16 protein-coding genes are annotated in these 18,962 nt (G+C 72.9%); 7 read left to right on the forward strand and 9 right to left on the reverse strand.

Annotated elements, in window-relative coordinates:
* Window positions 1-31: 31 nt before the first annotated feature.
* From ACH4TL_RS22860 to ACH4TL_RS22870, 3 genes are all read right to left on the reverse strand, one after another.
* Window positions 32-1,567: a nickel transporter gene (locus ACH4TL_RS22860; protein WP_398317047.1), complete on the reverse strand. Its 1,536-nt coding sequence runs from the start codon at window positions 1,565-1,567 to the stop codon at window positions 32-34.
* Between the two features lie 554 nt (window positions 1,568-2,121).
* The gene (locus tag ACH4TL_RS22865; protein ID WP_398317050.1) at window positions 2,122-3,483 is read right to left on the reverse strand and encodes a tetratricopeptide repeat protein; all 1,362 of its coding nucleotides are present in this window, start codon (window positions 3,481-3,483) and stop codon (window positions 2,122-2,124) included.
* Between the two features lie 126 nt (window positions 3,484-3,609).
* On the reverse strand, window positions 3,610-5,124 hold the full coding sequence (locus tag ACH4TL_RS22870; RefSeq protein ID WP_398317053.1) for a DUF4331 domain-containing protein: 1,515 nt from the start codon (window positions 5,122-5,124) through the stop codon (window positions 3,610-3,612).
* A 252-nt stretch (window positions 5,125-5,376) separates the two neighbouring features.
* Between ACH4TL_RS22870 and ACH4TL_RS22875 the strand changes: the two genes are divergently transcribed.
* Window positions 5,377-5,640 (forward strand): hypothetical protein, encoded by a 264-nt coding sequence (locus tag ACH4TL_RS22875; protein ID WP_398317056.1) that lies wholly within the window; start codon window positions 5,377-5,379, stop codon window positions 5,638-5,640.
* A gap of 133 nt (window positions 5,641-5,773) precedes the next feature.
* On the opposite strand, the gene ACH4TL_RS22880 is transcribed toward ACH4TL_RS22875, so the two are convergent.
* From ACH4TL_RS22880 to hmgA, 3 genes are all read right to left on the reverse strand, one after another.
* Window positions 5,774-6,940: a type ISP restriction/modification enzyme gene (locus ACH4TL_RS22880; protein WP_398317738.1), complete on the reverse strand. Its 1,167-nt coding sequence runs from the start codon at window positions 6,938-6,940 to the stop codon at window positions 5,774-5,776.
* A 106-nt stretch (window positions 6,941-7,046) separates the two neighbouring features.
* Window positions 7,047-7,796: a GntR family transcriptional regulator gene (locus ACH4TL_RS22885; RefSeq protein ID WP_398317059.1), complete on the reverse strand. Its 750-nt coding sequence runs from the start codon at window positions 7,794-7,796 to the stop codon at window positions 7,047-7,049.
* Between the two features lie 63 nt (window positions 7,797-7,859).
* Complete coding sequence (gene hmgA, locus ACH4TL_RS22890) at window positions 7,860-9,206, reverse strand: homogentisate 1,2-dioxygenase (RefSeq protein WP_398317062.1); 1,347 nt, start codon at window positions 9,204-9,206, stop codon at window positions 7,860-7,862.
* A gap of 77 nt (window positions 9,207-9,283) precedes the next feature.
* On the opposite strand from hmgA, the gene ACH4TL_RS22895 reads away from it, so the two are divergent.
* The 5 genes from ACH4TL_RS22895 to ACH4TL_RS22915 all read left to right on the forward strand — a co-directional run bounded on the left by ACH4TL_RS22895 (window position 9,284) and on the right by ACH4TL_RS22915 (window position 16,283).
* Window positions 9,284-9,928 (forward strand): TetR family transcriptional regulator, encoded by a 645-nt coding sequence (locus ACH4TL_RS22895; protein WP_398317065.1) that lies wholly within the window; start codon window positions 9,284-9,286, stop codon window positions 9,926-9,928.
* A gap of 111 nt (window positions 9,929-10,039) precedes the next feature.
* Window positions 10,040-12,295 carry a molybdopterin oxidoreductase family protein gene (locus tag ACH4TL_RS22900; RefSeq protein WP_398317068.1) on the forward strand — a complete coding sequence of 752 codons (2,256 nt, stop codon included), beginning with the start codon at window positions 10,040-10,042 and terminating at the stop codon, window positions 12,293-12,295.
* A gap of 119 nt (window positions 12,296-12,414) precedes the next feature.
* Window positions 12,415-13,860 (forward strand): CitMHS family transporter, encoded by a 1,446-nt coding sequence (locus tag ACH4TL_RS22905; RefSeq protein ID WP_398317071.1) that lies wholly within the window; start codon window positions 12,415-12,417, stop codon window positions 13,858-13,860.
* A 3-nt stretch (window positions 13,861-13,863) separates the two neighbouring features.
* Window positions 13,864-15,192 (forward strand): MFS transporter, encoded by a 1,329-nt coding sequence (locus ACH4TL_RS22910; RefSeq protein ID WP_398317074.1) that lies wholly within the window; start codon window positions 13,864-13,866, stop codon window positions 15,190-15,192.
* Window positions 15,189-16,283 carry a Zn-dependent alcohol dehydrogenase gene (locus ACH4TL_RS22915; protein WP_398317077.1) on the forward strand — a complete coding sequence of 365 codons (1,095 nt, stop codon included), beginning with the start codon at window positions 15,189-15,191 and terminating at the stop codon, window positions 16,281-16,283. Before ACH4TL_RS22910 ends, ACH4TL_RS22915 begins: the two co-directional genes overlap by 4 nt.
* Before the next feature lie 27 nt (window positions 16,284-16,310).
* Here ACH4TL_RS22915 and ACH4TL_RS22920 read toward each other — a convergent pair whose 3' ends face one another.
* Complete coding sequence (locus ACH4TL_RS22920) at window positions 16,311-16,829, reverse strand: DUF402 domain-containing protein (RefSeq protein ID WP_398317080.1); 519 nt, start codon at window positions 16,827-16,829, stop codon at window positions 16,311-16,313.
* 82 nt (window positions 16,830-16,911) lie between these two features.
* Between ACH4TL_RS22920 and ACH4TL_RS22925 the strand changes: the two genes are divergently transcribed.
* Window positions 16,912-17,538 (forward strand): TetR/AcrR family transcriptional regulator, encoded by a 627-nt coding sequence (locus tag ACH4TL_RS22925; RefSeq protein ID WP_398317083.1) that lies wholly within the window; start codon window positions 16,912-16,914, stop codon window positions 17,536-17,538.
* A gap of 18 nt (window positions 17,539-17,556) precedes the next feature.
* Here the strand turns inward: ACH4TL_RS22925 and ACH4TL_RS22930 are convergent, their stop codons facing one another.
* A complete protein-coding gene (locus tag ACH4TL_RS22930) occupies window positions 17,557-18,018 on the reverse strand; it encodes a MaoC family dehydratase (protein WP_398317086.1) in 462 nt (153 codons plus the stop codon).
* Window positions 18,019-18,188: 170 nt separating this feature from the next.
* On the reverse strand, window positions 18,189-18,803 hold the full coding sequence (locus ACH4TL_RS22935) for a hypothetical protein (RefSeq protein WP_398317089.1): 615 nt from the start codon (window positions 18,801-18,803) through the stop codon (window positions 18,189-18,191).
* Window positions 18,804-18,962 lie beyond the last annotated feature (159 nt).

Consider the following 18,962-nt stretch of genomic DNA (forward strand, 5'->3'; position numbering starts at 1 on the left):
CACCAACCGAGCAATTCGGGCTGAATGTACCTCAACCGAGTGTTGTTGCCGCCCCCCTCAGCACCAATCCGCAGCCCAGCACGAGCACGACGGCGGCCGTCCCGAACGGCGACGCGCGGTGCAGCACGCCCAGCAGTTTGTGGCCGCGGCCCGCCCGTTCCCGGCGGGCCATGAGCCGCTCGGCGGCCTCCTGGCCCACGCGTACCGCCGTCAACCCGGCCGCGGTGAGGGTCAGCGCCAGCCCGATCCCGTACGCCACTACCAGTACGACCCCGAACCACGCCTGTCCGAGCGCGGCCGCGCCGACGAGCACCACGACGGCGGAGGGGCTGGGGACCATGCCGCCCGCGAAGCCCATGAGGAGGGTGCCGCGGAGGGTGGGGCGGAGTTCGTGGGTGTGGGTGTGGGTGTGGCCGTCGCCGTGGTCGTGCGTATGGGTGTGCCCGTGCGTGTGTCCGTGCTCGTGGCTGTGCCCGTGCTCGTGCTCGTGCTCGTGGTGATGGTGGTGGTGATGGGCCTTCACGTGCCGATGCCTGCGGACCGCCTTGCGCAGCAGCCCCGCACCCGTCAGCGCGACCAGCACCCCGCTGGCGATACCCAGCCACGAGATCACCGAGGGCGCGGCCGCCGAACCCGCCGTGACCAGCAGCCCCAGGGCGAACACGCCCATGGTGTGGGTGACCGTCACCGACGCGCCCAGCGCCAGTACGTCGCGCAGCGCGCTGCGCCCGCCCGCCGCGGCGGCCGCCGCCATCATCGTCTTCCCGTGGCCCGGGGCGAGCGCGTGCATCGCGCCCAGCAGGACCGCGATGCCGAAGGCGGTGAGCGCGAAGCCGAACGTGATGTCGTGCCGCGCCACCATCGAGGTGAGCGCCTGCGTCCAGCGGTCCGCGCCACGCGGCAGCACCGACGAGCCGACGGCTTCGTCCCGGTCGGACGCCGGTGCGTTCGCGGCGAGCGCCGGGCCGCCCGGCTCGACCCGGAGGGTGGCCGTGCGCTGGTCGAGCGGCGAGGAGAGCTGACCCTTGGGGTAGGTGGTGAGCCGGTGGGACACCGAGCGGGTGGGGGCGGTCGAGTCGGCGAGCGTCATGCGGTCGCCCTGGGCCGTGACTTCGCGCCAGCCGGGGCCGGTGCCGACGTCATGGGGCCGGTAGCGAAGCGTCGCTGCCTGCGCGTGCGGCAGGCTCGCCGTCATCCGGCAGCCCACCCGCAGGGTGGGCAACCCGGCCTGCCCGGGACGGCTGCGGGCCGCGCTGTGCTGGACGCGTACGGCGGTCTCGCGGCCGTCCACGGTGAGGCGGGCCTTGTCCGCGGCGGTCTCGCAACGGGTCTTGGCCCAGGTGGTCAGCTCGTTCCGGGAGAGGGCGTCGTCGCCGTTCTTGTCGATCTGCGCCTTGGCTTGTGCGGAGGGGATCTCGGCCAGGTCCTCGACGTGGTCGACGCGGAGGGTGTCCGGCGTGACGACCAGGCCGTCGTAGCGGTTGACGGTGAAGTTGCCGAGGGGATGCGCCTCGGCGCTCCCGGCGGGCACCAGGACCGCGGCCGCGGCCCCGACCAACACGCCCACCACGGCCAGCCGCCGCCGAAACCGCCGCTGACCGGGCTCCGCCCCGGGCCGCGTGGCGTGGGTTTCGTCGGCGTGTGCGGGCCGGTGGCCGGGCTTGTTCCCCCACCCCGCCCCTCCCCGGACCCGGGGCTCCGCCCCGGACCCCGCCGTGCGCTCCGCGCCGGATTCTGCGGGGTGTCGCCTCGCGGACCGTGCCGGTTGCTCCGCCCCGGACCCCGCCGCGCGCTTCGCCTTGGGCCGCGCCGCGCGCTCCGCGCCGGGCTGTGCCGCGGGTTCCGCGCCTGGTTGCGCCGTGCGCTCCGCTCCGGGCCACGCCGGGGGCTTTGATTCGGGTTCCGCCGGGTGCTTCGCTCCGGACCTTGCCCAGTGCCCGGGGCCGGGCCCTGCGGGGGGTTCCGCGCTCGACACCGTCGGGGGACCGGTGGCAGTCCAGCCGGTCCAGGGGGCGCTTGCCAGCGGTAGCCGGGGGAGATTGGGGACCGGCCGGGCGGAGCGCGCCTTGTGGGGGGCCGGGGGCTGGCCCCCGGATCGGGTAGGGGCGGGGTGGGGGAAAGTCATCGGGCACCGCCCAGCTGCTTCAGCGCCGCCTTCGCGTCGCGCGCGCCCGTCGGCGAGAAGCCCGGGTTGAGGTCGAGGGCCGCCGACAGGTGGTCGCGGGCGGCGGACTCGTCGCCGAGGGACTTCTCGATCATCCCCCGGTGGTAGAGGAACGCCGCGTTGCGGTAGCCCGGTCCGGCGGCGCGCTCGGCGGCGTCGAGGGCCTCGCGGTCCTTGCCGTTGCGGTGCAGGGCCCAGGCCAGGGCGTCGGCGGTGTGCACGGTCTGCCGTCGGTCCCATTCGGCGCGGGCGGCCTTCAGGGCCTCCTTGACGTCGCCGTGGTCGGCCGCGACGAGGGCGCTGTCGAGGTCGGTGGCCACGCCGTTCGCGCGGGCCAGGGTGATCCAGGTGTCGACCACGGCGTACTGCTGCTTCGCCTTCGTGCGGTCCTTGCCGCCGCCGCGCGCCTCGTACGCCTCGCCCAGCGCGGCCAGCTGGGCGGGCAGCGGGGAGCGCCGTACGACCGCTTCGAGGTCGCGTACGGCGGGCCCGAGGTGGCCCTCGGCGGCTGCGGTGCGGCCGCGGTACTCCAGGGCTGGGAGGTAGCCGGGGACGGCGCGCAGGGCGGTGCGCAGGGCGCTGCGCGCCGCGTCGTAGCGGCCCCGGTTGAAGGCGAGTTGACCGAGCGAGGTGGAGACGTAGGCGATGTCGCTGGGCGAGGTCGCGGACACCCGCGCGCGTTCCAGGACCTCGCGCGCCCCCTTCGGGTCGCCGCGTAGCTCCTTCACGTAGGCGAGCCGGGTGAAGACGGGGATGCCGGGCCGCACCGAGTCGGCGTGCTCGGCGGCGGCGGACGCGTCCTTGTAGCGGCCCAGCTCCACCAGGGCGTCGATCCGGACGGCCATCGCGGCCTGGCTGTAGGAGTTGACCTTCAGGGCCTTGTCGGCGTCCCGCAGGGCGCTCGTGAAGTCGTGCCGGGCGGCGGCGAGGGAGGCGCGCCCGGCGAGGGCCTCGTCGTTGTCGCGGGGCTGGACGGCGAGCGAGCGGGCGAAGTTCTTCTCCGCCTGCGGATAGCGGGTGGGGTCGCCGGTGCTGCGGGCCTGTTCGATGTAGGCGGCCCCCAGCCCGGACCAGCCCGAGGCGTCCTTCGGCTGGGCGCGCAGATGCTTCTGGAGGGCGCTGATCCGCCTGGCGAGGCCGTCGGCAGAGACCTGCTGGAGCGAGGCCGGTGACCCGGCGGCGCGCAGCGACACCGGTCCGGCGGACTGGTCGGCGGGCGTTCCGCTGAGGACGGACGAGGCGGCGGTCAGACCCACCGCGAGGGTGCAGACGACGGCCGCCGTGCGGACCGTGCGGGGGAGGGGTGGCCGGAGAGCCATGGGTGACAGCTGCCTTTCGCCAGGACGGTGAAGGGGGGGCGCGGTCCCGCGCGGCTCACAGCGCGCGGGAGGGCAGGAGGGGCGGGACCGCGCCCGCGGGGTGGTGCGAGAGGAGACGGGCGCCGGTCAGTGCCTGCGCGCGCGGGCGGGACGGCGCGACTTGCGCAGCCAGAGCAGGCCGAGGCCCAGCACCAGGACGGCGCCGCCGCCGGCCGCCGCGGATCCGGCGAGCATCATGGTGTCCTCGGAGGAGCCGCCGATGCCGGAGCCGCCGTTCACCAGGGACGAACCGGCGCTCTTGGAGACGGCCTTGGCGTCCGAACCGGAGCTGGGCAGCGCGAGGAACGGGAAGGCGCCGTAGAACTCCTGGTCGTTCTTGTCGACCGCGTCGCCCAGGTCGTTCTTCTTGCCGAGGAGTTCGCCCTCCACCGCCTGGAGCGAGATGTCGAGGACGTCGTCGAGCGGCCGCCGCCCGTTGGGGAACCCAGCGTTGTCACCGTCGAGCACGCCCAGCCGCTTGGGGTTCTTCGCGGGCTCGATGGAGGTGTTGAGCCGCAGCATCTCGGAGGGGCGGACGTGCGGCGGCTGGTTGAGCTTGGGCACACCGGTCAGGAAGACCTGCACGAGGTCGTCGCGGGGCGTGTCCGGGGCCTCGATCTTGTAGATCTGCTCGATCAGCTTGGGCAGTTCGGGGTCCTTGACGGAGCCCGCGAACTGCGCGTCGTCCCACGGCGCCGAGGCGTTGAACTTGTCCTTGTCCTTGCGCGGGATGACGACCTCGTTGACCAGCGGGTTGCCGAGCCGGGAGACCTGGGCCCAGCCGCCGCTCGCGGTCCTGCGGTGGACGGTGGACCATACGCCGATCACCGGCTGGTCCTTGGACTCGACCAGCGCCTTGGTCGGCACCTCGAGAGCAAGGGACTGGACGTTGTATCCCTTGAGGGTGTCGTTGCCGATCTCCGACATGTCGCCGCCGTAGAGCAGGTCGAAGACCCGCAGATCGGCGAAGAACGGGTCGTCGGCCTGACCGGCGAAGCTGGTCGAGCCGCCGCTGTAGCCGATCTCCTGCACCGCCTGGTCGCGGAGCTTCTTGTAGTCGGGCATGGACGCCTTGCCGACGTTCGACGGGGCGACCGGGAGGTCGTCGGCGAGCTTGGCCCGGGCGACGGCGCGCTGGTTCCTCAGCTTGAAGACTTCCAGGTCATAGCTCTGGGTGAAGTTGAGGTCCGGGTCGTCGAGTGATTCGACCGGGCCGGTGTTGTAGAGGAACGTGTCCCCGTTCTTCACATCGTCCTTGAACGTCCAGCGGAAGAGCAGATCGCCCTGGCCGTCGCCGTCGTTGTCGACGTGCAGGTCGTACCTGGCGTCTGTGCCGAACTTGTAGAAGTTCGGGCCGCCGGCCGGGTCCTGGAACGGCAGGAAGTTCGTGATCAGGGTGGTCTTGTCCGGCTTGTCGGGGCTTTGGAACGCGTACACGTCCGTCGCGTCGTACTGCGGCTGCCCCGAGATCAGCGGCGCCTCGCGGTGGCTGGAGGCTTCGGCCGTCTGCGGCTGGAGCGCCGCCACGCCGGCGGCCGTGAGCGCGCCCGCGGCCAGCGAGCAGCAGACGAGCCCGGCCAAGCTCCTGGTGAATGCGGTCATCGTGTCGGTCCTTCGCACCTTGCCGGATGTTCCTTCATGCGGCTATTCGGGGCGGAGGGCCGAATGGCTTGGCGCGTTCCGTAATTTGTCACGAATGGCAAAGGCGCCGTCACCGGGGCTGATCTTCACTGTATGGGCGTCAACACCCTTGACGTGGTGGTGAATCAGCGACCTGGGATGCGCAGGTGACGGCTCGGGGAGGTAGGGTTACTCTGCCCGGGGCGGGTGCCCTCGTACGGGTGGGGAGTGACCATGGAGCAGATAACAGTTCGCAGCAGGCCCCGAGTGCCTGCCATTCATTGCGGGAGCGGTGCGACCAGCGCGCGGCTCGACCGCCATCTCGCGGTGCTGGGCGGCCCGGCCGTCCCCGAGCGGGAGGCCGAGAGCGCGACGGTGCTGATGCAGGAGCTGATCGCGCGCGATCACGCGCGCGCGAAGAACAACCGCGGCGCGCGGGTGTCGCTGTTCGCGCCGCTGCGGCGGCTGCGGCGTTCGCTGTTCGGCAACCACGCCTGACCGATCCACCGCGCCTGGCCCCTCGCGCCCGACCGCCCCGCCAGGCACCGGATGCACCGGCCCGCTCCAGCCGGTGCTCCGTGCTGCGTTCATCGCTGTGAGTCCACTGCCGTGAGGTCACCGCGGCAGCCGGTCACAGCAGCGCGAACTGGCCCTCCGGCCCCTCCTCCTGGTGGTCCAGCACCGACGCCGGACGGCGGGCCGCGGCGGCCACCGGCAGCACTCCGGCGGCGCGCAGCTCCTCCGGGCCGGCCACCGGCCCTTCCGCCACCCGGTCGGCCAGCGCCCGCCGGTCCTGGCGCAGCTCGGCGAGCAGCGCCAGCACGGTGATCAGCTCCAGCAGCTCCGACGTCCAGGCCCGAGGCCATCCGGCCGGTGCGCCGACCGCCTCCAGGGTCCCCGGTTCGGGGCGTGCCGTACGCCGCTCGAACCACGCCTCCAGCACCCGCACCCCGCCCGCGTGGGACTCCCAGGCCGCCCGCGGTACGGGGGAGATGCGCCCGGCGCCCAGCAGCAGGGCCGCCTCGTCCGGGTCGTAATCGATCGTGTCCGGCAGTCCGCGCTCGGGCAGCGCGGCGCGTACGTACGGGCGCTGGCCGCCCGGCATGCGCGGGCGTTCAGCACTGTGTGCCCCGCGCGTATGCAGCCACAGCGCACGGCGGCCCAGCTCCACGCCCGTCTCCCAGACCTCGGGATCGGCGGTCAGTGGCACGGTGCACGGCGCGCCCCGGTGCGCGGCGGCCGTCCAGGCGAGGAAGTCCTCGGCGGTGACCGGCTGCCCGAGCCGTTCGCCGAGGTGGGCGAGCAGCCCCGGCGCGAGATTGGGCTCACGCCCGCCGGGGCGCCGGTACAGCGGGCGGATCAGCCCGGGGCGCCCGGCGGGGGAGTGGCCGTCCGGCAGCAGTGCCGAGAAGGTGAGCACCGGATCGGGGGCGGGCCCGCCCGCCTCCACCACATGGATCTGCCGGTCGTCCGCGACCCGCCACAGCTCAGGACGTGCGGCGTCGAGCACGCGGTGATCCGGTATCAGCCACTGCTGGTCGAACGGCCCGTGCGCGATCCGCACCGGCTCCGGGCACGGCCCGTCCTCGCGCACCAGCCGGGCGGTCGAGGTGGCCTGTCCTGGCAGCTGGCTCACGGAGGTGTGCAGCGTACGGGCGCGGCTCGGCCGGAACAGCGCCGCCCGCTCGGCCTCGTCCCCCGCGCCCACCAGCCGCGCCCAGCGGGCCCGCAGCGCCCCCGCGTCCGGCCCCGCGACCCAGCCCCGCCCGAACCGTGGCGGCCGCACGGACCAGGGCATGAGGTCCGCCAGCAGCGATGCGTCTCGGGTTGCCGTCACCCTGCCGCCTTTCACCCGGCATGTACGTCGGTCAGCCAACGCATCGTAACCGCGCGAAGTGCCGCGGTCAGTCGGCGTCCACCGTCACCGAGAACGAGAAGCGGTCGCCGCGGTAGTGGATGCGGGCCACGTCGACCACGCGGCCCGTGTCGTCGTACGTCACCCCCGTGTAGTGGAGGATCGGGCTGAGCAGCGGGATCTGGAGGAGGCGGGCGGTCTCCGGGTCGGCCAGGCGCGCTTCCACGGTGTCGGTGATGCGGCTGATCCGCACCCCCACCGCGTCCCGCAGCACCTTCGTCATCGGCCAGCGCGCCAGGTCGGCGAGGTCGATGCGGGGGGCGAGGTCGGGGCGGACCAGGTTCTCGGCCCAGTTGGTGGGCTCGTCGCCGCGCTCGTCCCGGCGCAGCCGGCGGTAGGAGGCGGCCTCGTCCAGGCCGGGGAAGTACCCGGCAAGCTCCGCCGGGACCGGCGCCGGGCCGTGCTCCAGCACCGTGGTGCGCTCGCCGGACTGCTGGGCCACGATCGCGTCCACCGAGCCCAGCAGCCGCACCGGGGTGCCGCGCCGCGCGCTGGGTTCGATGAAGGTGCCGCGCCGCCGGTGGCGGCTGATCAGGCCCTCCGACTCCAGCTCCTTCAGCGCCTGCCGCATGGTGAGGACGCTGACCCCGTAGTGCTCGGCGAGCCGGTCCTCGGTGGGCAGCCGCAGCGGCTCATCGGGCCCGCGGCCGAGTATGGAGGCGCGCAGCGACTGCGAGACCTGGTACCAGAGCGGCAGCTTGCGGTTGAGGGCGAGGGAGTCGGGGGCGAAGGTGGTCACTACGCGGATCTCCGGTCACGGTCACGGACGGCCTCGGGGCTACGGACGGCCTCAGGCATGACGTCATGCGCGGAAGTGGCGCTCCAGCCCCTGCCACACCGCGTCGTAGGCCCGCTGAAGCCGGTCCGACTCCAGCGCCTGCCGGGTGGCCGTGACCGGCCAGCGCGTCTCGAACATGAAGGCCAGCCCGTCGTCCAGCTTCCGCGGCGTCAGCTCGGCCGCGCTCGCCGCCTCGAAGGTGTCGTGGTCGGGGCCGTGCGCCGACATCATGTTGTGCAGCGAGCCGCCGCCCGGGACGAAGCCGCCGGGACCGGCCGCCTTGGCGTCGTACGCGCCCTCGATCAGGCCCATGTACTCGCTCATCACGTTGCGGTGGAAGTACGGCGGCCGGAAGGTGTCCTCGCCGACCAGCCAGCGCGGCGCGAACACCACGAAGTCGACGCCCGCGAGCCCCGGGGTGTCGGACGGGGAGGTGAGCACCGTGAAGATGGACGGGTCGGGGTGGTCGTAGCTGATGGTGCCCATGACGTTGAAACGCCGCAGATCGTATACGTACGGCACGTGGTTGCCGTGCCAGGCGACGACGTCGAGCGGGGAGTGGTCGTACGTCGCGGCCCACAGGTTGCCGCAGAACTTGTTGACCACCTCCACCGGGCGCTCCACATCCTCGTACGCGGCGACGGGGGCCAGGAAGTCGCGGGCGTTGGCCAGCCCGTTGGCGCCGATCGGGCCGAGGTCGGGGAGGACGAAGGGGCGGCCGTAGTTCTCGCAGACGTAGCCGCGGACGAGAGTGTCCAGCGGCTCGACCCGGAACCGCACCCCGCGCGGGATGAGTGCGATGTGGCCCGGTTCGGCGCGCAGCAGCCCCAGCTCGGTGTGGATCAGCAGCCCGCCGCGCTCGGGGACGATCAGCAGCTCGCCGTCCGCGTCGCTGAAGACCCGGTCGGTCATGGGCGCGTTGGCGGCGTAGAGGTGGATCGCCATGCCGGTGCGCTGGGTGGCGTCCCCGTTGCCGCCGATCGTCCACAGGCCGGACAGCCAGTCTGTGGGGCCGGCGGGGTCCGGCAGCGGGTCCCAGCGCAGCCGGTTGGGGTCCGGGACGGTGTCGGTGAAGGGGGCGCCGCCCAGGGTGCCGTTGCCGACGCGGAGATACGGCGGGTGCGCGGCCGAGGGGCGGATGCGGTACAGCCAGGAGCGGCGGTTGTGGGCGCGCGGCTCGGTGAAGGCGGTGCCGCTCAGCTGCTCCGCGTACAGCCCGAGCGGCGCGCGCTGGGGCGCGTTGCGGCCGACGGGCAGCGCGCCGGGGACCGCCTCGCTGCTGTGCTCATTGCCGAACCCGGAAGACCATGAGGAATGGCCCAGCCCTTCGGCCGTCTTGCGCGCCCACTCGATCCCCGTGCCCTCGCCCATGGCGTGCTCCCGACGCTGCGACCGACGCTCCGTTGAATCCTCTGTCCGACGATAGGAATCGAAGACGGGGTACGTCAATGATCGGGCAGGATGGTGGCGTGCCCATACCGCCTCTCCGCCGCCCACCGGTCCAGCGCCGCAGCGCCGAACGCCTCGGCCGGATCCTCGACGCCTGCGCCGAGCTGCTCGACGAGATGAGCTACGAGCAGCTGAGTACCCGCGCGGTGGCCGAGCGCGCCCAGGTGCCCATCGGCTCCGTCTACCGCTTCTTCTCCAACAAACGGTCGATGGCCGAGGCCCTGGCCCACCGCAACCTGGACGAGTACGCCGCCCGCATCACCCGGCGGCTGGCCGGGGCCGGGGCGGGCGAGGGCGACTGGCGGGCCGCGATGGACGTCGTGGTGGACGAATACCTGGAGATGAAGCGCGGCGCGCCGGGTTTCGCGCTGGTCGAGTTCGGCATGCCGGTCCCGGCGACCGGCCTGCCCGACCAGCCCAACCACCTGGTGGCCGACCGCCTCCGCGCCATCCTCGCCGAACCCCTGGGCATCGACGGCACCGCCGAGGCCGACGAGCACCTGCGGGTCGCCTTCCTGCTCGCGGTCGAGGCGGCGGACGCTCTGCTGCGGCTCGCCTTCCGGGTCGACCCGGAAGGGGATCCGGCGGTCGTGGCCGAGACGAAGGAGCTGCTGCGGGCGTATCTGGCGCGCGTACTGGATTAGGACGCGGGTACGGGATTAGGGGCTCCTCGGGGTGCGCGAGCGGTACCCCGGCGGCATACCGGGCGGTATGGTGAGGCGCCGCTGCCGCCACGCCGTCCCCGGGAGGGACCGATGAGCCGTACCGCACTGCGTATCTGTCCGCTCTGCGAGGCCACCTGCGGGCTCACCCTGACCATCGAGGACGGCGCGGTCACCCATGCGCGCGGCGATGCCCAGGACGTGTTCAGCCGGGGTTTCATCTGCCCCAAGGGCGCCTCGTTCGGGGAGCTGGACGGGGACCCCGACCGGCTGCGCGTCCCCCTGGTGCGGCGGGACGGGCAGCTGCGGGAGGCCGGATGGGACGAGGCGTTCGCCGCCGTGGCGGAGGGGTTCGGGGCGGTCCTCGGGGCGCACGGGCCACAGGGCACCGGCGTCTTCATCGGCAACCCCACCGTCCACACCGTGGCCGGGGCGCTCTATCCGCCGGTGCTGCTCGGCGCGCTGCGCACCCCGAACCTCTTCACCGCGAGCACCCTCGACCAGATGCCCAAGCACATCTCCAGCGGGCTGCTGTACGGGGACGCCTTCGCCATCCCGGTGCCCGATCTGGACCGTACGGACCACGTCCTGATGATCGGCGCCAACCCGCTGGACTCCAACGGCAGCCTCTGCACCGCCCCCGACTTCCCCGGCCGGCTGCGCGCCCTGCGGCGGCGCGGCGGCAAGCTGGTCGTGGTCGATCCGCGGCGTACCAGGACCGCCCGGCTGGCCGACCGCCATGTGGCGATCCGGCCCGGCACGGACGCGCTGCTGCTGTTCGCGATGGTGTGGGTGCTGTTCGACGAGGGTCTGGTGGCCCCCGGGGAGGTGGGCGCCCACCTCAGCGGCATCGAGGAGGTCAAGGGCCTGGCCGCGGACTTCACCCCGGAGGCCGTGGCCGGGGTCTGTGACGTGCCGGCGGCGGAGATCCGCACCCTGGCCCGCGAGTTCGCCGCCGCGCCCCGGGCCGTGGCGTACGGGCGCATCGGCTCCACGACGGTCGAGTTCGGCACGCTCACCAGCTGGCTCGTCGACGTGCTGGGCGCCCTCACCGGGAACCTCGACCGGCCCGGCGGCATGATGTTCCCGCTCTCCGCGACCGGCGCGCGGGAGCGGGTGGCGGCGCCCGGGAAGGGGTTCGCGCTGGGCCGCTGGCGCAGCAGGGTGAGCGGCCACCCCGAGGCGAGGGGCGAGCTGCCCGCCGTCGCGCTCGCCGAGGAGATCGAGACGCCGGGCGAGGGGCGGATACGGGCGCTGCTGGCGATCGCCGGGAACCCCGTGCTCTCCGCGCCGGACGGCGACCGGCTCGACCGGGCGCTGGCCGGGCTCGACTTCATGGTCAGCGTCGACCCGTACCTCAACGAGACCTCGCGCCACGCCCATGTCGTCCTGCCGCCGCCCCCGCCCAGCCAGAGCCCGCACTTCGACTACGTCTTCAACGGCTTCGCCATCCGCAACCAGGTCCGCTACACCCGCCCCGCGGTCCCGCTCGAACCCGGCCGGATGTGCGAGACCGAGATCCTGGCGCGGCTGGCGCTGTGTCTGAGCGGCCAGCCCGACGCCGATCCGGCGGGCGTGGACGCCATGGTGATCGAGTCGGCGCTCGGCAAGGCCGTCGCCGATCCCACCGCGCCGGTGTACGGGCGGGACACCGCCGAACTCGCCGCCCGGCTGACCGGGCTCACCGGTGCCGAACGGCGGCTGGACATGATGCTGCGCCTCGGCCCGTACGGCGACGGCTTCGGCGCCGACACGGACGGCCTCACCCTGGAGAAGGTGCTCGCCCAGCCGCACGGCATCGACCTCGGACCGCTGCGCCCCCGCCTCCCCGCGCTGCTGAAGACCCGCAGCGGGACGGTGGAGCTGTGCCCGGAGCCGATCGCCGCAGATGTGGAGCGGCTGCGCCGGGCGCTGACCGCGCGCCCCGGCGAACTGCTGCTGGTCGGCCGCCGCCATCTGCGCTCCAACAACAGCTGGATGCACAACGTCCCGGCGCTGATGGGCGGCAGCAACCGCTGCACGCTCCAGGTGCACCCGGACGACGCGGCGCGGCTCGGGCTGACCTCTGCCCGGCTCGCCCGGGTCACCGGCGACGGGGGCGAGCTGGAGGTCCCGGTGGAGGTGACGGACGCGGTGCGCCCCGGGGTGGTGAGCCTGCCGCACGGCTGGGGCCATGGCCGCCCCGGCACCCGGCTCGCGGTCGCGGAAGCCGATCCGGGGGTGAACGTCAATCAGCTCATCGACGGCTCCCGGCTCGACCCGCTCTCCGGTACGGCGGTGCTCAACGGGTGCCCGGTTCGGGTGACGGCCCTTCCGCTCACCGTGACGGCGGCCGCCCAAGGGGACTGACCTGGGGTTTTGCGCTTATTGCTCACACGTCAAGACCTTGTTAACGCCAAGTTGCGCCACCTAACGTCGCCCCGACCGCCAAATCTGGGGGAGTTCAAAGGCGAACGTGAGGTAGCCACATGCTGACAATCCTCGGTTTCGTCATGATCGCTACATTCCTTGTTTTGATCATGATGAAGAAGATGACCCCGATGGGTGCGCTGGTGCTCATCCCGGCGCTCTTCTGCGTCCTCGTCGGGAAGGGGGCGCATCTCGGGGACTACGTCCTCGACGGCGTCGGCGATCTGGCGCCCACCGCGGCCATGCTGATGTTCGCGATCATCTACTTCGGGGTGATGATCGACGTCGGCCTCTTCGACCCGATCGTCCGCGTCATCCTGCGGTTCTGCAAAGCGGACCCGATGCGGGTCGTGGTCGGCACCGCGGTGCTCGCCTCGATCGTCTCGCTCGACGGTGACGGTTCCACCACCTTCATGATCACGGTGTCGGCCATGGTGCCGCTCTACCGGAAGCTGAAGATGAGCCTGGTCGTGATGACCGGTGTCGCCGCCATGGCCAACGGTGTCATGAACACGCTCCCCTGGGGCGGTCCCACCGCCCGCGCCGCCGCCGCGCTCAAGGTCGACGCCAGCGACATCTTCGTCCCGATGATCCCCGCCCTCGCGGTCGGTCTGCTCTTCGTCTTCGCCCTCTCGTACGGCCTCGGGCTGCGTGAGCGCAAGCGCCTCGGCGTGCTGACCCTCGACGAGGTCACTGCAGGTGACCCGGAGACGGTGCTGGTCGGCGCGGGCGCCGGAGCCGAGGGCGGCAAGGGCGAGCGCGTCAGCCTGGGCAAGGGCTCCGGCGGCTCCGGCAGCGGTACGGACGCGGAGGCCCCCGCGGGCGGTCCGGCGGCCGGCGACGCGGCCGAGGGCGACGACGAGTTCAAGGGCCTCGACCCGAACCGCGCCACCCTGCGCCCCAAGCTCTACTGGTTCAACGCGGCGCTCACCATCGCGCTGCTGGCCCTGATGATCACCGAGACGCTGGACATCCCGGTCCTCTTCCTGCTGGCCGCCGCCACCGCGCTCACCGTGAACTTCCCGCGCATCGCCGACCAGAAGGCCCGTGTCGCCGCCCACGCGGAGAACGTCGTCAACGTCTCCGGCATGGTCTTCGCCGCGGCCGTCTTCACCGGCGTCCTCACCGGCACCGGCATGGTCGAGCACATGGCCCGCTGGCTGGTCGACGGCGTCCCCGACGCCATGGGCCCGCAGATGGGCCTGGTCACCGGCCTCCTGTCGATCCCGCTCACGTACTTCATGTCCAACGACGGCTTCTACTTCGGCATCGTGCCGATCCTCGCCGAGGCCGGTCACGCCCATGGCGTCGGCGCGCTGGAGATCGCCCGTGCCTCGCTCGTCGGGCAGGCCCTCCACATGTCGAGCCCGCTGGTCCCCGCCGTCTATGTGCTCGTCGGCATGGCCAAGGTCGAATTCGGCGACCACACCCGGTTCACGGTGAAGTGGGCGGTGCTCACCTCCCTGGTGGTGCTGGCAGCCGGGCTGGCGTTCGGCATCATCTGACCCGTGACGACTTCGGAGCCCGGTAGGGGCTGGCTGCTGCGCCTGGTCATCGCCTTCGCGTTCGCGCAAGGGGCGGTGAACATGGCGAGACCGGCCGTCTCCTACCGGGCTCTCGCGCTGGGCGCCGACGCCCGCGCGGTCGGTGTGATCGCGGGCATCTACGCGCTGCTGCCGCTGTTCGCGGCCGTACCGCTCGGGCGGCGCACCGACCACGGCCGCTGCGCCCCGCTGCTGCCGGTCGGCGTCGTGCTCATCGCCGCCGGATGCGGGCTCAGCGGCACGGCGGACTCGCTGCCGGAGATGGCCGCGTGGAGTGGGGTGATGGGACTTGGTCATCTGTCATTCGTCATCGGTGCGCAGTCACTCGTCGCCCGTCAGAGCGCCCCGGCCGACCAGGACCGCAACTTCGGCCACTTCACCGTCGGCGCCTCGCTCGGCCAGCTCATCGGGCCGATCGCCGCCGGGCAGCTGGTCTCCGGTCACGACGGCGCGCTGGCCCGCACCAGCGCCGCCGCGCTCTTCGTCGCCGCCGCGGTGGCGGCCTGCTCGTTCACCTCGCTGTGGCGGATCGAGCACCGCCCGGCCGGAGGCTGGGTGAAGAAGCCCGGCGCCGCGGCCCCCTCCTCGCGGGTACCGGTGTTCCGCATCCTGCGCACCCGCGGGGTCGCCTCCGGCATCTTCATCAGCCTCGCCGTGCTCTCCGCCACCGACGTCCTCACCGCCTATCTGCCCGTCGTGGGCGAACAGCGCGCCATCTCACCCGCCGTCGTCGGCCTGCTGCTGAGCCTGCGGGCCGCCGCCACCGTCGCCTGCCGCCTGGTGATGACGCCGATGATCCGGCTGATGGGCCGCACCGTGCTGATGGCCGTCAGCTGCCTGGGCGCCGGGCTGCTGTGCGCGGCCGTCGCCCTGCCGCTGCCCGCGTGGGCCCTCGGCGTGCTGCTCGCCGCGCTCGGCTTCTGCCTCGGCGTCGGGCAGCCGCTGTCCATGACCACCGTCGTCCAGGCCGCGCCCGACGAGGCGCGCAGCACCGCCCTCGCGCTGCGGCTCACCGGCAACCGCCTCGGTCAGGTCGCCGCGCCCGCCTCGGCCGGAGTGCTCGCCGGGCTCGCGGGCACCGCCGCGCCCTTCGCCATGCTCGGCGTGCTGCTGCTCGCCTCGGCGGCGATAGCCGTACGGCCCCTCCGGCGCGCCCCCGGCACCGCCGTGTCCCTGCCCGCCGCGCGCACCCCCCGGCGCGGCCCCGATACGGAGCGCAGCACGGTTTCGGGGAGGTGCGGGCCGGGGGAGGAAACATCGGCCCGCACCGACCCCGAGGAGCCCACCCCATGACCCGCGCCGCCGTCCTCCCCGCCCTCCGTACGCCACTGCGCGTCCAGGACATCGAGATCCCCGACCCCGGACCGGGACAGGTGCGGGTCCGGCTCGCCGCGGCCGGGGTGTGCCACTCCGATCTGTCGCTGTCCAACGGAACGCTCCGCCAGCCCGTCCCCGCCGTCCTCGGCCACGAGGGCTCGGGCACCGTGACGGCCGTCGGCGACGGCGTGAAGGGGATCGCCCCGGGTGACGCCGTCGTCCTCAACTGGGCCCCGTCCTGCGGGAGATGTCACTACTGCGGGCTCGGCGAGCCCTGGCTGTGCGCCAGGGCAGGGGACGCCGCGACCCGGCCGTACGCCACGCTCGCCGCCGACGGCGCCGAGCTGTACCCGGGGCTCGGCACGGCCGCGTTCGCCGAGGAGACCGTCGTACCGGCGCACGCCGTGCTCCCCCTGCCGGACGGCGTCCCGCTCGTCGAGGCCGCCCTGCTGGGGTGCGCCGTGCTCACCGGGTACGGCGCCGTCCACCACAGCGCCCAGGTGCGCCCCGGCGAGTCCGTCGCCGTCTTCGGCGTGGGCGGGGTCGGGCTGGCCGTCCTCCAGGCGGCGCGCATCGCGGACGCCGGGACGGTCGTCGCGGTGGACGTGTCACCGGAGAAGGAACAGCTGGCCCGCGCCGCGGGCGCCACCGACTTCGTCCTCGCCGGGGACACCGGCGACGGCGACCCGGCCAAGCGCGTCCGCGCCCTCACCGGCGGCCACGGCGCCGATGCCGCCGTCGAATGCGTCGGCCGCGCCGACACCATCCGTACCGCCTGGTCCGCCACCCGCCGCGGCGGCCGGACGACCGTCGTCGGCATCGGCGGCAAGGACCAGCAGGTCACCTTCTCGGCGCTGGAGCTGTTCTACTTCGGCCGCACCCTCTCCGGCTGCGTCTACGGCAACAGCGACCCCGCCCGCGACCTCCCCGTGCTCGCCGAACACATCCGCGCGGGACGGCTCGACCTGTCGGCGATGGTGACCGAGCGGATCGGCCTGGACGGCATCCCGTCGGCCTTCGACGCGATGACCGCTGGCCGCGGCGGCCGGGCCCTCGTCGTCTTCTGAGCCGTGGTCTTCCGGGCCGTCGTCTTCTTAAGCCGTCTGCCCGTCCACCATCGCCAGCCACGGCCGGTACGCCTGCCCGAACGGTTCCGCGCCGCCCCGGACCGCCTCCATCAGCCACTGCCCCGCCGCCTCCGCCTGCGCGATGACGTCCGCCGGATACCCGTACCGCACCTGGTGCTCGGCGAACTCGTCCTCGTCCACCAGCAGCGTCGCCCCGTCGGCCCGCTTCCGCAGCACGTCCAGATCCAGGTCGACCATGGTGACCTCGTCCGGGGAGACCCACTCCACCGGCGTGGTGATGTCGCAGTACACCTCCGTCGAACGCGGCGGGGCGTTGAACACCGCGGTCCACCACGTCCCGCGCGGGAAGAGGGTCACATACGGGCACTCGATGGGGACCTCGGGGCCGTACCCCTTGCGCGACACGGAGTTGGCGGGCAGCCCCAGCCAGACCCCGTGCTCGTCCTCACCGAGCCTGCGCATGCGCATGTTCCAGTGCAGAGAGCCGTCGTACTTCCGGTAGTTGACCTGGACCAAAGGCGACATGCAAGCGATCCTAACGTCCGCCCGATCTCCCGCCCGGAGACGGTCCTAAGCGCTTGCTCACCCTCCGTGTAGGGTGTCCGCCATGGACGTGGAGCGGAAGAACGCCGAGGGCCGGGCCGAGGTGTGGGGGGACATCACGCCGGACGCGGCCCGGCGGCTGGTGAGCGCCGCCGTGCACGCCTTCGCCGAGCGGGGTTATCACGCCACCACCACGCGGGACATCGCCGGGCGCGCCGGGATGAGTCCGGCCGCCCTCTACATCCACTACAAGACCAAGGAAGAGCTGCTCTACCAGATCAGCAAGGTCGGCCACCGGCTCGCGCTGGACATCCTGGAGGAGGCGCGGGACGGGGACGGTACGCCCGCCGAGCGGCTGGCCGCCGCGGTGCGGGCCTTCGTGCGGTGGCACGCCGAGCACCACACGACCGCGCGGGTGGTGCAGTACGAGCTGGGCGCGCTCGGGGAGGAGCACCACGCCGAGGTCATCGCCATCCGCCGGGCCACGGATGCCGCGGTGCGCTCGATCATCGAGGACGGGGTGGCGGCGGGCGACTTCGACGTGCCCGATGTGCGCGGCACCACGGTCGCGGTGCTGTCGCTGTGCATCGACGTCGCCCGCTGGTTCAACGCGCGGGGGCGCAGCACCCCCGACGAGGTCGGTGACCTCTACGCCGGGCTGGTGCTGCGCATGGTCGGCGCGGAAGGCTAGCGGCCGGAACCGCGGCGGCTAGAAGTAGAACCGGGAGACCGATTCCGCCACGCAGGCCGGTTTGGTGCCGCCCTCGCGCTCGACGGTGACCGTGAGGGTCAGCTGGATGCCGTCCTTCACCTCGGCCACCTCGGCGATGCGGCCCGTGGCGCGCAGCCGGGATCCGACCGGGACGGGGGAGGGGAAACGGACCTTGTTGGTGCCGTAGTTGACGCCCATCGTCACGCCCTCGACGCGCAGCAGCCGCGGGCTGAAGTGCGGCAGCAGGGACAGGGTCAGATAGCCGTGGGCGATGGTCGTGCCGAAGGGGCCGGCGGCGGCCTTCTCGGCGTCGACGTGGATCCACTGGTGGTCGCCGGTCGCGTCGGCGAACAGGTCGATCCGCTTCTGGTCGATCTCCAGCCAGTCGGTGGGACCGAGCTCCTCGCCGACCGCGGCGCGCAGTTCCTCTGGCGAGGTGAAGATCCTGGGCTCTGCCATGTGTGCTGCCTCCCGGGCGACTCGCGATGCGGCTAAGCGACTGCTCAGCATGCTCGGGTGACCTGCGTCCTGTCAACGCGCCGTGCGCGCGCGCCCGGTGTTCGGCGGTGCGGTTCGGGGCACGCCCGCCACGCGTCGGCGGGCGCGCCCCCGGTCCGGGCCTGGCGGCCTCAGGCCGCCAGGTACCGCGTGGTGGCGCGTCCGGCGCGCCGGGAGGCCGCCAGGGCCTCCGTGGTGAGCAGCGGGACCGGCACCACGATGCCGCAGTCCTCGCAGACCGGTCCGGCCACGGGACAGCGGTCCAGGTCCTCCCGCCAGACCAGCTGTTCCTGGGCGCAGACCGGGCAGGCCGATCCAGGCCCCGCCTCCATCGCCACGATCAGCCGCCGCAGGACGTCGGCGAGGCGGCCGTCGGGATGGGTCGAAGGAGATTCGCACGGCATGATGTCGCAGCCGCCCCAGGTGTGCAGGTGCCAGTCGTCGACGGCGCTGGGCTGACGGATGCCGTGGTGTTTCTCCAGCCTGCGCCGGGCGGCGAAGTCCGCCTCGTACGCGAGCCACAGGGTGCGGGCCTCCTCGAGTTCTTCGAGTGCCGTGATCAAACGTGTGGGTTCAGGCTGACGGTCCTCCGGGATGATCCCGGTCCTGGCGCACAGATGGTGCCAGGTCGCCCGGTGCCCGTACGGAGCGAAGCGCTCCAGGCATTTGCGCAGCGAGGTGCGCCGGGCGGTGACGTGTCTGCGTGGATTGCGAACCTCTCGTGCGAGTGCTCTGAAACCGGCCACTTCTTACCACCTCCGCGAGTGCGGACCCGACTCGTTGTCGAATGGACGTAACGCAGCGCGATCCGGATCCATCGTGTTTCCAGAAAGTCGAGGGGCAATCAAAAGAAGGAAGTTGACGGCCGCTCACCTTCCGGCGTTGTTGTACCGCCGGTAACCTCC

Source organism: Streptomyces sp. NPDC021115 (assembly GCF_044333065.1).
Lineage (GTDB): Bacteria > Actinomycetota > Actinomycetes > Streptomycetales > Streptomycetaceae > Streptomyces.

What these genes read in the sequence shown, in the direction of transcription:
- ACH4TL_RS22865 (WP_398317050.1), bottom strand. Translation starts at nt 3,483, where the DNA reads ATGGCTCTCCGGCCACCCCTCCCCCGCACGGTCCGCACGGCGGCCGTC.
- ACH4TL_RS22870 (WP_398317053.1), bottom strand. Translation starts at nt 5,124, where the DNA reads ATGACCGCATTCACCAGGAGCTTGGCCGGGCTCGTCTGCTGCTCGCTG.
- ACH4TL_RS22875 (WP_398317056.1), top strand. Translation starts at nt 5,377, where the DNA reads ATGGAGCAGATAACAGTTCGCAGCAGGCCCCGAGTGCCTGCCATTCAT.
- ACH4TL_RS22880 (WP_398317738.1), bottom strand. Translation starts at nt 6,940, where the DNA reads ATGCCCTGGTCCGTGCGGCCGCCACGGTTCGGGCGGGGCTGGGTCGCG.
- hmgA (WP_398317062.1), bottom strand. Translation starts at nt 9,206, where the DNA reads ATGGGCGAGGGCACGGGGATCGAGTGGGCGCGCAAGACGGCCGAAGGG.
- ACH4TL_RS22895 (WP_398317065.1), top strand. Translation starts at nt 9,284, where the DNA reads ATGATCGGGCAGGATGGTGGCGTGCCCATACCGCCTCTCCGCCGCCCA.
- ACH4TL_RS22900 (WP_398317068.1), top strand. Translation starts at nt 10,040, where the DNA reads ATGAGCCGTACCGCACTGCGTATCTGTCCGCTCTGCGAGGCCACCTGC.
- ACH4TL_RS22905 (WP_398317071.1), top strand. Translation starts at nt 12,415, where the DNA reads ATGCTGACAATCCTCGGTTTCGTCATGATCGCTACATTCCTTGTTTTG.
- ACH4TL_RS22915 (WP_398317077.1), top strand. Translation starts at nt 15,189, where the DNA reads ATGACCCGCGCCGCCGTCCTCCCCGCCCTCCGTACGCCACTGCGCGTC.
- ACH4TL_RS22920 (WP_398317080.1), bottom strand. Translation starts at nt 16,829, where the DNA reads ATGTCGCCTTTGGTCCAGGTCAACTACCGGAAGTACGACGGCTCTCTG.
- ACH4TL_RS22925 (WP_398317083.1), top strand. Translation starts at nt 16,912, where the DNA reads ATGGACGTGGAGCGGAAGAACGCCGAGGGCCGGGCCGAGGTGTGGGGG.
- ACH4TL_RS22930 (WP_398317086.1), bottom strand. Translation starts at nt 18,018, where the DNA reads ATGGCAGAGCCCAGGATCTTCACCTCGCCAGAGGAACTGCGCGCCGCG.